The sequence below is a fragment of the Streptomyces sp. NPDC057543 genome, assembly GCF_042801895.1.
Classification (GTDB): Bacteria; Actinomycetota; Actinomycetes; order Streptomycetales; family Streptomycetaceae; genus Streptomyces.
In genome coordinates, this window is record NZ_JBHVFF010000036.1 from 1 (window position 1) to 12,957 (window position 12,957).

At 71.4% G+C, this 12,957-nt stretch carries 7 protein-coding genes; 3 read left to right on the forward strand and 4 right to left on the reverse strand.

Features of this window, described 5'->3' with window-relative positions:
- Positions 1 to 411: 411 nt before the first annotated feature.
- The gene (locus tag ACFU8Q_RS09225; protein ID WP_384450081.1) at positions 412 to 969 is read right to left on the reverse strand and encodes a MarR family winged helix-turn-helix transcriptional regulator; all 558 of its coding nucleotides are present in this window, start codon (positions 967 to 969) and stop codon (positions 412 to 414) included.
- Positions 970 to 1,123: 154 nt separating this feature from the next.
- Between ACFU8Q_RS09225 and ACFU8Q_RS09230 the strand changes: the two genes are divergently transcribed.
- Positions 1,124 to 2,428, forward strand: a complete 1,305-nt coding sequence (locus ACFU8Q_RS09230) for an MFS transporter (RefSeq protein WP_384450152.1) — start codon at positions 1,124 to 1,126, stop codon at positions 2,426 to 2,428.
- A 41-nt stretch (positions 2,429 to 2,469) separates the two neighbouring features.
- Here ACFU8Q_RS09230 and ACFU8Q_RS09235 read toward each other — a convergent pair whose 3' ends face one another.
- Both ACFU8Q_RS09235 and ACFU8Q_RS09240 read right to left on the reverse strand, forming a co-directional pair.
- Entirely contained in the window at positions 2,470 to 4,200 is a 1,731-nt protein-coding gene (locus tag ACFU8Q_RS09235) for a SpoIIE family protein phosphatase (RefSeq protein WP_384450084.1), read from the reverse strand.
- Between the two features lie 187 nt (positions 4,201 to 4,387).
- A complete protein-coding gene (locus tag ACFU8Q_RS09240; protein ID WP_384450087.1) occupies positions 4,388 to 5,767 on the reverse strand; it encodes an NAD(P)/FAD-dependent oxidoreductase in 1,380 nt (459 codons plus the stop codon).
- Positions 5,768 to 6,151: 384 nt separating this feature from the next.
- Here ACFU8Q_RS09240 and ACFU8Q_RS09245 point away from each other — a divergent pair, with 384 nt between their 5' ends.
- Both ACFU8Q_RS09245 and ACFU8Q_RS09250 read left to right on the forward strand, forming a co-directional pair.
- Entirely contained in the window at positions 6,152 to 7,138 is a 987-nt protein-coding gene (locus tag ACFU8Q_RS09245; RefSeq protein ID WP_384450090.1) for a TetR/AcrR family transcriptional regulator, read from the forward strand.
- Between the two features lie 704 nt (positions 7,139 to 7,842).
- Positions 7,843 to 9,849: a sigma-70 family RNA polymerase sigma factor gene (locus ACFU8Q_RS09250; RefSeq protein WP_384450093.1), complete on the forward strand. Its 2,007-nt coding sequence runs from the start codon at positions 7,843 to 7,845 to the stop codon at positions 9,847 to 9,849.
- 497 nt (positions 9,850 to 10,346) lie between these two features.
- Here ACFU8Q_RS09250 and ACFU8Q_RS09255 read toward each other — a convergent pair whose 3' ends face one another.
- A complete protein-coding gene (locus tag ACFU8Q_RS09255) occupies positions 10,347 to 12,458 on the reverse strand; it encodes an asparagine synthase-related protein (RefSeq protein ID WP_384450096.1) in 2,112 nt (703 codons plus the stop codon).
- Between the last annotated feature and the right edge of the window lie 499 nt (positions 12,459 to 12,957).

Genomic DNA, 12,957 nt, shown 5'->3' on the forward strand with positions numbered 1-12,957 from the left:
TGCGTTTCCGACTCTATCAGACTCTTTCGTGTCCGATTCCCGGTCGAAGCGGGGCTGCTTTCCAGTTCTTCGCTTTCGCGTTTCCCTTTCCGGCGAGTCCGACTCTATCAGATCCTTTCGGGCCTGATTCCCAGTCAGCGGGGTTTGTCTTCCCGGCCGTTGGGCCGTTCCGACGTCCAAACTCTAGCGGATTTTCCCGGCGGCTCATAATCGAGCCTTCGAAATTAATTCCGGCATGCCGAAATTGTCCCGAGTGGGAGATCGTGCTGAGTTTTGGTTGCCGCATTCGCGGCGGGATCGGTCGTCGCAGAACCGTTCCGGCTCGGTGACAACTCGAAGAACCTTACGGGTCGTGGGAGGGGGTGTCAACCCGGCCAGGTCAAGCCGTTTTCGTGCGTGTCCGGCATGGGTTCAGTCCAGGTCGGTGAGGCGCCCGCCGGCGTCCGGCTGGGCGTGCTCCACGCGGCGCAGGAGGCGGATCAGCATGTCGCCGAGGACTCCGCGTTCGTCGCCGGTGAGGTCCTGAAGCAGGTCCTCCTCGAAGGCGGTCGCCATGCGCATCGCCTCCAGCCACTTCGTACGGCCCTCATCGGTCAGCTCGACGATCACTCGCACCCGGTTGTTCTCGTCCCGGTCGCGGGTGACCAGGCCTTCGCCCGCCATGCGGTCGATGCGGTGGGTCATCGCGGCCGGGGTGAGACCCAGGCGCTTGGCCAGCTCTCCCGGGCCCAGGCGGTACGGGGAGCCGGCCAGGACCAGGGTCTTGAGGACCTCCCACTCGGCGTTGCTGATGCCGAGGGCGGCGACCTGACGGCCGTACGCCACGTTCATCCGGCGGTTCAGCCGGCCCAGGGCCGAGACGACCTGCTCGACCTGGGGGTCCAGGTCCCGGAACTCGCGCTGGTAGGCGGCGATCTGCTCGTCGAGGCTCGGCTCCTGCGGGCCGGGCTGCTCGGTGGTGTCGGACATGGCGGGCAGTATGGCATGCCCTCCAAAGCCATCGAAGTCCTTCGGCTTGAATTGTTGAGCATCTAACTTTAGTGCTAAAGTCTTCGGGTTCGAGTCGTTTGGCGGCTCGGCAAGTCGCTTCGAGACCTTGAGGTAGGTGAGTGTGACCAGGGAGATGGGTGCAGCACTGCGGCGGATCCAGCTGGGGAGCGCGCTGAGCGCGTTCGGGCTGGGGTTCACCGTTCCGTATCTGTACGTCTATGTGGCACAGGTACGGGATCTGGGTGCCGGCACCGCGGGAGTCGTGCTGGCGGTCTTCGCCATGGCGGCGCTGGCCGTTCTGCCGTTCACCGGGCGTGTCATCGACCGGCGCGGGCCGCTGCCCGTCCTCGTCGTCGCCTCGGTCGTCGCTTCCCTGGGCGCGATCGCCCTCGGCCTGTCGTCGGGTGTGACCGCCGCGGTGCTGTCGGCCGCGGTCCTCGGGGCCGGTACGGCGGTCATGCAGCCGGCGCTCGCCACCATGCTCGTGTGGTGCTCCAGCACCGCCACCCGTACGCGCGCCTTCGCCATGCAGTTCTTCCTGCAGAACCTCGGGCTCGGCATCGGTGGGCTGGTCGGCGGTCAGATCGTCGACACGAGCCGGCCGGAGACCTTCACCCTGCTGTTCCTCATCGAGGCCGCCATGTTCATCGTGCTCGGTGTCATCGCCGCCACGGTGCGGCTGTCCCGTACGCCGTCCTTCTCCGACGCCAGGCCCACCGACGGGTCCAAGGCGCCGGTCGGGATGCGGGCGCTGCTGTCGCACAGGGCCATGGTGCAGCTGTGCGTGCTGGGCTTCGTGGTGTTCTTCGCCTGCTACGGACAGTTCGAGTCCGGGCTCGCGGCGTACGGCACCGAGGCCGCCGGGATCCAGCCCTCGACACTCGGTATCGCGCTGGCCGCCAACACCGCCGTCATCGTCGTGGCGCAGTTCGTCGTGCTGCGCCTGGTGGAGCGGCGCAGGCGCAGCCGGGTCATCGCCTCGGTCGGTCTGATCTGGGCGTTCGCCTGGATCGTGGCCGGGTACGCGGGTCTCGGACACGGCAGCCAGACCATGGCGACGGCCGCGATGATCTCCACGTACGCGCTGTTCGGGCTCGGTGAGTCGATGCTGTCGCCGACCGTGGCGCCGCTGGTCGCCGATCTGGCGCCGGAGTCGATGGTCGGGCAGTACAACTCCGCCTTCGCCCTGTGCAAGCAGCTCGCGCTCGCGGTCGGTCCCGCCGTGGGCGGGCCGATGGGGGCGACTCTGCACGGGCCGTACATCGTGACCTTCGTGCTGTTCTCGCTGGGCATCACGGTGCTGGCGCTGCGGCTCGGCCGACGGCTCACTCCCGTACAGGATCAGCCGTCGATCGAGGCGGCGCCGTCCAGGGTGGTGGCCGTGTCACTGCCGGAGGCCGAGCCGGTGACCGCCGCCTCCGCCGTAGCCAGTCGCTGAGTCCCTGGCCGGCGGCGGTAGGGGCCTGCTGTGGCAGGGCCCTACCGCGGCAGGGCGAATTCGCACCAGACCGCTTTGCCGCCCCCCGGTGTGCGGCGGCTGCCCCAGGACGTGGCGATCGTCGCGACGATGGAGATGCCGCGGCCCGCTTCGTCCGCCGGATCGGCGCGACGACGGCGCGGCAGGTGATCGTCGCCGTCGGTCACCTCGATGATCAGGCGGCGGTCGGTACGGCGCAGGCCCAGGCGCATCGGTGGGGTGCCGTGCTTGAGGGAGTTCGCGACGAGTTCGCCCGCGGCCAGGACGCCCAGGTCGCAGAGCTCGACCGGGAATCGCCACGACGTCAGGACGCCGGTCGCGAACGCGCGGGCGCGCGGGGCCGCCTCGACGCCGCCGAGGAGTTCGAGCGAGGCGTTGTGGAACAGCTCCGCGTCCGCCCCGCTACGGGCGGGGTGCTGGACCACCAGCACCGCCACGTCGTCGTCGTGCTCCGCGGTGACGCCGAGGGAGCGGATCAGCCGGTCGCAGACCACCTGGGGTGACCCCTTCGCCCCGGAAAGAGCGCGCTCCAGGGCGGCGACGCCCTCGTCGATGTCCTCGCTGCGGCGCTCCACCAGGCCGTCCGTATAGAGGACCGCCGTGGAACCGGGCGGCAGCGCGATCGTGCCCGATGTGTGGATCCAGCCGCCGGTGCCGAGCGGCGGTCCTGTCGGGTCCTCGGCGCGGTGGACCGTACCGTCCTCGTGACTCACCAGGATCGGCAGGTGCCCGGCGGAGGCGTAGACGAGCCGCCCCTCGTTCGGATCGTGGACCGCGTAGGCGCAGGTGGCGATCTGGCTGGCGTCGATCTCGGCGGCGAGGCCGTCGAGGAGCTGAAGCACCTCGTGGGGCGGGAGGTCGAGGCGGGCGTAGGCGCGCACGGCCGTACGGAGCTGGCCCATGACGGCGGCGGCCCGTACCCCACGTCCCATCACGTCGCCGATGACCAGGGCGGTGCGGCCCGCGCCGAGGGTGATGACGTCGTACCAGTCGCCGCCGACGGCGGCGTCCGTGCCGCCCGGCTGGTAGGTGGCGGCGATCCGCAGGTCGTCGGGCTGCTCCAGCTCCTGCGGGAGCAGGGAGCGCTGGAGGGTGACGGCCGTTTCGCGGTGGCGGCGCTCGCTGGCGCGGAGCCGTTCGGCCGCTTCGGCGTGGTCGGTGACGTCGGCGGCATACACAAGCACCCCGCCTTCGGTGCCTCCCTTGCTCTTGTCCTTGTTCTTGGTCTGCTTGTTGCTCCCGGCCCCTTCGCCGTCGGTTTCGGCGTCGCTGTCCCGGTGTACCGGGGTGCAGGTCACGGTGTACGAATTGCCGCCGCGGACCTTGCGGGACTTGACCGTACGGGGTGTGCCGCTACGCAGGACCTGGTCCAGGAGGGGCAGCAGGCTGAGCTCGGCGAGCTCGGGCATGGCCTCGGCGGCGGGGGCGCCGGCCGGGCGGGGGCCGAAGGCGGCGGCGTAGGCGTCGTTGACGTACGCGATCCGGTGGTCGGGGCCGTAGACCAGGGCCACCAGGGCGGGCAGCTGGCCGAGGATGTCCTGGGCGGAGAGATCCTCCAGGGCGGGGCCGCGGTCCCTGGTCAGCGCGCCATGCGTGTCGCCGTCCGGTGGGCAGGGCCCGGTCCCGGGCCCTGCGTACTCGGCGCGGGCCGAGGGCACGGAACTGTGGTCGTCCCGTGCGGCGGCGCGACGCTGCGTTCCGGGTAGGCGGGCGCTCCAACGCGTGAAGTTCACGGAATTTCTGGCCTCGTGTGTCGGTCTGGTCCGCTGGGGCGGGCTGCTCGCTGTCGGTCACTGCCGGCCGGGTCACTCTGTGCAGATGTGGGCCCACCTATGGTCACACGTCCAGTGTGGCGGACCGTACTGACAGTCGTCGGTACGGTCCGGCCCCGGTCGGGTGACGTGGCGGGCCGACGGGCAGTCAGCCGCCGTTGCCCGGTGGGCCGTCGGGGGCCTTCGGGTGGCCCGGCCCGGGGCGTTGGCCTCCCGCGGCAAGTTCGAATTCGGCGCGCGGGTGTTCCAGCGAGCCGAGCGAGACGATCTCGCGCTTGAAGAGCCCGGCGAGGGTCCATTCGGCAAGGACGCGGGCCTTCCGGTTGAACGTCGGAACCCGGCTGAGGTGATACGTACGGTGCATCAGCCAGGCCGGGTAGCCCTTGAGCTTGCGACCGTAGACGTGGGCGACGCCCTTGTGGAGGCCGAGTGAGGCGACGGAGCCCGCGTAGCTGTGCCGGTACTCCGTGAGGGGTTCGCCGCTGATCGACGCGAGGATGTTGTCGGCGAGGGCCTTGGCCTGGCGTACGGCGTGCTGGGCGTTGGGCGCGGTCTCCTTGCCCGTTTCAGCGGCGGTCAGATCGGGTACGGCCGCGGCGTCCCCGGCGGCCCAGGCGTGCTCGACCCCTTCCACGGTGAGTTCTGCCGTGCATCTGAGCCTGCCGCGCTCGTTGAGCGGCAGATCGGTGGCGGCGAGGACCGGCGCGGGTTTGACGCCCGCGGTCCACACGACGGTGCGGGTCGGGAAGCGGGAACCGTCGCTCAGGACGGCGATCCGGTCCTCGCAGGACTCCAGCCTGGTGTCCAGGCGTACGTCGATATTGCGGCCGCGCAGCTCACGGATCGCGTAGCCGCCCATCGCCTCACCGACCTCGGGAAGGATGCGGCCCGACGCCTCGACAAGGATCCATTTCAGGTCGTCCGCCTTGATGTTGTGGTAGTACCGCGAGGTGTAGCGGGCCATGTCCTCCAGCTCGGCGAGGGCCTCGACGCCCGCGTAGCCGCCGCCGACGAAGACGAAGGTGAGGGCGGCGTCGCGGATGGCCGGGTCGCGGGTGGCGGAGGCGATGTCCATCTGCTCGATGACGTGGTTGCGCAGGCCGATGGCCTCCTCGATCGTCTTGAAGCCGATGCCGTGCTCGGCGAGGCCGGGGATCGGGAGGGTGCGCGAGACGGAGCCGGGTGCGAGCACGAGTTCGTCGTACGGGATCTCGACGGCGCCGGTGCCGTCCTCCCCGGTGGCGAGGGTGGTGACGGTCGCCGTGCGTTCGGCGTGGTTGATGCGTTCTGCCTCACCGATCACGATCGTGCAGTCCGCCAGGACCCTGCGGAGCGGCACGACGACATGGCGCGGCGAGATCGAACCGGCGGCCGCTTCGGGCAGGAAGGGCTGATACGTCATATAAGGCTCGGGGGTGACGACGACGATCTCGGCCTCACCACTTCTGAGTCTCTGCTTCAGCTTCCGCTGGAGACGCAGTGCGGTGTACATCCCGACGTAGCCGCCGCCGACGACGAGAATGCGCACACCCGGCGGGGGGCCGGGGGGTGTTCCCCCGGAATCTGAAGCCATCACCACCCCATGACGCAACGTGCTCAAGGGTTTGTCCACAGCCCCGGCAAATTGTGTGACCGGAGGTTCTGGACAGGCCACTGCTGCTGATCGCCCTGGGGATACGGAAGCTGCGCAGGTCAGGGGTTGGGGTGGGGGTGGCGGGCCGGGGTCGAATCAGTGACCAAGCGGTCCTTGCTCCGATCAGGGGGCGCTCTGTGCGGAACTACCCCTTCTGAATTGACCCGGGCTCAACTATCTTCGTATGTCGTCGGGGTGCCGGGTGGAGACCGTGATCCGCGCTCCGGCTCAAACGGCGGGAAGTCTCCGGGGGGAGACGTCATAACCGGGGGAACAGTTATGCACATTCAGGATTCTCATTGGCAGACTGCTGCGGCAGTCACGTCCCATTCGTCCGACGGAACCGGGCGAAACGGTGCAGTGGGGACAGTGGACACGGTAGGTCCGGTCGGCGCAGTCGCGACGGCCGGAACAGGCGGGACGGGCGGGGCCGGCACGTCGGCCGCGACGGTCGGGGCGAATGCGGCCAACGGCCGCTCGGCTCCGCTCCGCGTGGACGCACAGCGCAATCTGGAACATGTGCTGCGAGCCGCACGCGAAGTCTTCGGCGAGCTGGGATACGGGGCTCCGATGGAGGACGTGGCGCGTCGTGCCAGAGTCGGAGTCGGCACGGTGTACCGCCGGTTCCCGAGCAAGGACGTGCTGGTGCGGCGGATAGCCGAGGAGGAGACCTCCCGGCTGACGGACCAGGCGCGGACCGCGCTGGGCCAGGAGGACGAGCCGTGGTCGGCGCTGTCGCGCTTCCTGCGGACGTCCGTGGCCTCGGGCGCGGGGCGGCTGCTGCCGCCTCAGGTGCTGCGGGTCGGAGTGGATGTCGAGTCCGCTGCCGATTCCGCGGCCGCTGCCGCCGTTTCTGCCTCCGCATCCGACACCGCCGCCGCCTCGGCTGTGGTCGGGGAGTCGGAGGACATGGCTGCCTCCGTACCGGGATCAGGCCCGGGCAGCGTTCGGGACGAGGCGCGGGTGCCTCAGCAGAGGCAGGGCGCGGGTCACGCCGGTCCCCGGTCGGCCGACGGGCGTTCTGCCGTGGAGACCGGCCTCGATGACGACGGCACGGGAGCCGGTGAGCTCCTGGAGGTCGTCGGCCGCCTGGTGGAACGGGCGCGGGCAGCCGGTGAACTCCGCCGTGACGTGACGGTGGCGGATGTGCTGCTCGTCATCGCGACCGCGGCGCCTTCGCTCCCCGATGCGGCTCAGCAGGCCGCAGCTTCGAGCCGGTTGCTGGACATCCTGCTGGAGGGGCTGCGTTCGCGGGGCGTTGCGTGAGCCGTGAGTTGAGTGCTTCCCTTCCGCGGGGTATGCGTGGGTGAGGGTGGTGCGCGGACGTGTTGTGCGCGCACTGCCTCTCGGGGCGGACGGCCGGGGTGGACGGTCGGGCCCGGTTGCCGGGGTGCACGGTCGGCGTGAACGGCCGGGGACGAACGGCCGGTGCGAATCGGCTGAGGTGAATGACCGGCGCGAATGGCCGACGTGAATAGATTGCTGAGTTCGGTGGTCCGCAATCCGCGATCCGCAGTCTGCGCGGCCGTTCAGGAGAGTCGGCTCGGCGGCTCATTGTCGCTCTTCCACTCTCGTATTCGGCTTATACGTCCGGCTTCTCTGCCCGGCCGCTCTGCCCGGCCTACGCATCCGGCTTACTGGCTGCCCCTCCCGGCTCCCGTACCCACACCCGGCCCACAGGCCCTGCGCTCCACGGCTCCTGATCCATGTCGGTCCGATGCCTGGTCGGCGCTTGATCAGCGGTGTGTCGACTCCCTGCGGCCCTCGTCGGTGGAGCTGCCGCCCGTTGCCTGCGGCCCATCCGTACAAAAGAGCTCAATGACCCTTCCCCGAAAAGGTGATCATTAGTGCTCACATTCGGGAAAACGCCCCGGATGAGTGGTTGCAGGGGCTGAAGGGTCGACGTGATTGCGCCATGTGGCACTCTTGCCCGGTGTTCGGGTCCGACAGCGCAAACGGGGGCTTCCGCGATGAGCGGTGACGGGCAGCAGGAAGAGTCGTTCGACGACGTCTCCGCCACGGGCCATGTGACGCAGGCCGGTGGGCTGCCCTCCCGGCAGATATCGAGCCAGGCCGGGCCCGAGCGGTCGGTCGGTGACGTCGCGGGCGGCACCGTCCTGTCCGGTCCGTGGCCGGCAACCGCCGACACCGGTGTCGAGGCCGGCGCCGCGGTGCCGATGCAGCGGGAGGGCGGCAGCACCAGCGCCACCGACTCCGACTCCTCATCCTCCGACGCCGAGTTGATCGCACGGATGCGGGACGGCGACGATCCCGCGTACGAGGAGCTGTTCCGGCGGCACGTGGACGCGGTGCGCCGCTACGCGCGGACCTGCTGCCGGGACGCGCACACCGCCGACGACCTGACGGCCGAGGTCTTCGCCCGCACGCTGCAGGCGGTACGCAGGGGCAAGGGGCCCGAGCAGGCGGTACGGGCCTACCTCATGACGGCTGTCCGGCATGTCGGAGCCGCCTGGACCAAGACCGCGAAGCGGGAACAACTGGTCGATGACTTCGCGGTGTTCGCCGCGCAGGCATCCCAGGCCTCCCAGGTGTCGGAGGCGGACACACTCGACCTCGGTGCGGATGTGCTCGCGATGCACGAGGCCGAGCAGTCGATGGCGATGCAGGCGTTCCGCAGCCTGCCGGAGCGCTGGCAGGCGGTGCTGTGGCACACCACCGTCGAGGAGGAGTCGCCCAGCGAGATCGCCCCGCTGTTCGGGCTGACCGCCAATGCCACGGCGGTCCTGGCCGGCCGGGCCCGCGAAGGGCTCAAGCAGGCCTACCTGCAGGCGCATGTGAGTCAGGCGCTCACTTCGGGCGGGGACTGCGCGCGGTACGCCGACCGCCTCGGCACGTATGCCCGGGGTGGACTCCGGATGCGGGCCGAGCGCGGGCTGCGGGCGCATCTGGACGAGTGCGTGAAGTGCCGTCTCGCCGCGGGCGAACTGGCCCATGTCAACGCCGGGATTCCCGCGCTGCTGCCGGTCGCGGTCATCGGCTGGTTCGCCGCCGGGTACGCGCTCAAGGCTGCCGGAATCGTCGCCGGTGGCGCGGCGGGAGCCACGGGCGCGGGTGCCGCCGCGGCGGCGACCGGCGGGAGTTCTTCCGGGGGCGCCGCCAGTGGTGCCGCAGTCTCGGAAGGGCTCGGTGCCCCGGCGAAGGCCGGTATCGCGGCGGCGGTTGCCGTGGCGGTGGCGGCCGGACTGGCCTGGGCGCTGGTCGGCGACGACCAGCCGAAGCCCGAGGCCGAACTACCGGCCAAGCCCGCTGTCGTGGCGCCCGCCGCACCCACACCGACGCCCCCGAAGCCGACAACGCCGCCGAAACCCACGCCGCCCCCACCACCAGCACCACCGGCGCCCGCACCGCCGCCCGCGCCGAAACCCAAACCCAAGCCGACACCAACGCCCACTCCTGCACCGCCACCGCCTCCTGCACCGCCACCGCCTCCGAAACCGACTCCCGAGCCGACAACACCCGCGCCGAAGCCCTCTCCCCCGAAGCCGACCCCGCCTCCACCGCCGCCTCCGCCGCCCGCACCGACTGCGTATCGGCTCAGCGAGCTGAGCTACTCGATGCTGGGTGACCACACCGGGCCGGAGGTGGTGATCAACGAGAGCAACTGGGTCTGGCAGCGTTCCGGTCTGTCGATCGGCGGCACGCAGTACGCGCACGGGGTCACCGTCCACGGCAAGTCCTCGGTCACCATCCAGCTGAACCGGCAGTGCACGCGTTACGAGGCCATGGCCGGGGTCGACGACATGACCATGGGGCTGGGCTCCGTGCGCTTCTCCGTCTTCAACGGTGACGGGGCACGGTTGTGGCAGTCCCCGGTGATGAACGGCAACGACCCGGCCGTTCCCGTGGGGGTCGGCATCGTCGGGCAGGAAAAGATCCGGCTGGTCGTCGAAAGGGCACACCCGGGCGGAGGTGCGACACTTGCCGACTGGGCGGATTCGACCATCAGCTGTCGGTGAGACGACGGGCGGTCAGACGGCGGGGGCATCCGGGGCGGCGGTGGCGTCCAAGGCATCCGGGAGTTCTGTGGTCTGACGCTGGCACTTCGCGAGGCGCGGGACGCCCAGTGCGCCGAGCTCGTCACCGGGCGTCGTGCGGGGGCCCCGGCCCATACGTCGTCGACGAGATCGGCGACGTGCACGGTCCGGCCCGTACGCAGGGCGAGTGCGGCGAGGAGGGCGCGCAGCCGCGTACCGCCCACGGGCAGCGCTCCGCCGTTCTCGTCTCGCGCCTCAGTGACGCCGAGGATCAGGTACCGCATCCGGCCGTTCCGTCCCGTGGGGCGGACGGAAGCAGGCCTGACGGGACGGGTCGACGCGACACGTCCGGTATCGGGCGCCCGGCGGCGGGAGCGACACGGCGCGCCCGATAGCGCGCACCCGACGGCGCACACGCCGTCAGCGGACGCGCGGCCGCGTCGAAGGTCCCTGTCGCCCCCGTCCCACGCCGCTCATGCCTACGGCTGCAGCGTCCGCCTCGCCGGAACGATTCCGCCCGCGACCGCGCGCTGGCGCGGCGCCGCCGTGCCCGTCCAGCAGGTGCCACGCCGTGACACGAGTCGGCGGAGCCACAGTTCCATGGACGCCAGATGCGCCAGGCCGTCCAGCGGGAGCGGTTCGCCCTCCGACGCCGCGCGCAGGGCCTTCCGTACGACGCGGGCTTCGATCAGGCCCGCGTCGGCGAGCAGCGGTGCGTCGAAGAGGGCGATCAGGTCGGGGAGCGCGGCGCGCAGGCCGGTGCGAGCGGTGGCGTGCGCAGTGGCGAGGGAGGGGGTGCCCCAGCCGGGCGGCAGCTCGTGGATGCCCGCGCCCGCGAGCACCCGGCGCAGGATCGCGGCGCGGGCGCCCGGCTGGACGCGGAGCGATTCGGGGAGCGCACGGGCGGCGCGTACGACCTGATTGTCGAGGAACGGGGCGTGCAGCCGCTGACTGCGGTTCTCCGCGGCCTGCTCCAGGATCCGGTGGTCGGCGGCGAACCGGGCGAGGGCCGCCCGGGCGCGGGCCTCGCCCGGGCGCGGGACGGCGGCGGGGCGGATCGCCGCCTCCTGCAGCCGGAACGCCACCTCGGCGAGCGCCTCCCCGGTCAGCCAGCGCGCGGCGGGTCCCGGCCGTGACCAGGCGAGGGCGGCGAGCGACGCGTCGGCGGGCGTGTCGAGGTCGGGGGCATGGCGGTTGGCGTCCGGCAGCCGGTCGGCCGCCGTTTCGAGGCCGGTGCGGTACGACGTACGGGACAGGCGGCGGGCCGCCCGGTAGACGGTCAGCGGGACGAAGAGGGAGTGCGTGGTCGGGCCCTCGGCCTTGGCGAGAGCAGCGACGGGGCGCAGCAGATGGCGTCGGCGCCGGTCCATCAGCAGGTCGGCGAGGCGGGCCGGATGGGCGTCGAGCACTTGCCGGGCGCCACCGCCGACGAAGTGGTCGGCGCTGCCCGAGGCGAGGCGGCGGCGGTGGCGCTCGGCGACGACGAGGGACGGGGCGGGTTCATCGGTGAGCGGGCCGCCGCCGAGGTCGGCGTAGGGCAGGGCCTCTTCCCCGGCGGCGACGACGACATGGTGCAGGCGCGGGTTGGCTGCGATGACGCGGGCGCGTTCGAGTTCGTCCTCGTGCCCGCGCGCGGTCAGGTCGTTGAAGGTGACGGCAAGCAGCCGTTCCCCCGCTCCCGTGCCGTGGCCGAGGAGGGTGCCGGGCAGGCCGGGCAGTCCGGCGGCCAGGAGGGCGAGGGTGGCGGAGGCACTGCCTCCGGAGAGGTCGGCGCCGATGCCGGGTACGGGGGCGCCGCGGGCGGCGCGTCGTTCGGCGGGCCCCATGCCGGGGACCGGTCCGGGGTCGGGCGGCAGGGTTTCGGGGGCGTGGCGCGGGGCCGTGAGCCTGGCGCGTACGGCCTCGACCAGCGCGTCGCGCACCCCGTCGACGGCGCTGACCGGGTCGAGTTGGGGCGCGGCGACGGCGAGGGAGGCCACCGCCTCGTACCCGGTGATCTCGCGCGAGCCCTCGCGGAGGATGAGTGCGTGCCCCGGCGGGATGCGCTTCACTCCCTCGTACGGCGTGCCGTCGCGCAGCGCCTCCGGGGTTTCGGGGCAGGCGAGCAGGGCGGCGAGGTGACCGATGTCGAGCTGGGCTTCGATGAGGTCGGCGAGCGGGAGTGCGGCGGTGGCGTACGCCGTGCCGCCGGCCCAGGGGGTGTAGAAGACCGGGCGGGCTCCGGCGAGGTCCCCGATGATGGTGATACGGCGGCCGACCTGGACGACGGCCGTGTAGCTGCCGGGCCAGGAGGTGAGGTGGCGCAGGGCTCCGCCGCGGGCGGCGAGGAGGCCGACGCGCAGCTGTTCGTCGGTGGCACTGCAGCAGCCGAGGACGGCGAGCCGCGCGGTGGGCGCGCCTTCGGCGGTCTCGACCTTGCTCGTACGGATCTCGTCGGGTCGCCAGTCGCCGACGGCCCAGAGCGGATCCGGGTCGCCCCACAGGAGTTGGGAACCGACGGGGTGCATCGTGCGCCCCTCGTCGGCGTCGCCGACGGCGCCGGCCGTGCCGAAGCGCGCGGCGATACTGCTCCACCCCACCAACCAACGCATCGCCGCCTCCACAGGCTGTGGACAAATCGGCGCAGCAGGACATTATCGGGAGAACTCCGCCGGCCTGCGGCGCCGTTGCGAACATGCTGCCACGACAAACGCGCGCAGGAGGGGCTACGGACGGCGCACGTCGGAAGGGCATGCGCCCCTGGCAAAGACCGAACCGGGCCGGGTGCGTCAGGGCGCACGTCGGGCGGCAACCTGCGCCGGCCTCCGACGGGGACGACCGGCGCCCGGCGCGCGCGAGGCAGATCAAGCTCCAACGCGCTTACGGATCGGGCGTGTTGTGTAACCCGTAGGAGCAAGATTCACCGGGCGAAATCCGGCCACGCACCGAACCCCCCACGGACCGACGCCGCCGGCGACGGACCGATGACGGACGATCACCGGCCGGTCGACGAGATGTCCGCGAATCGGCCGCCCCAACCTCGGTCGACCGATGACATTCGGCCATTCTCCGAGTGTGGGGCAACGCGAAGGCAGGGACCTCACCGCACCA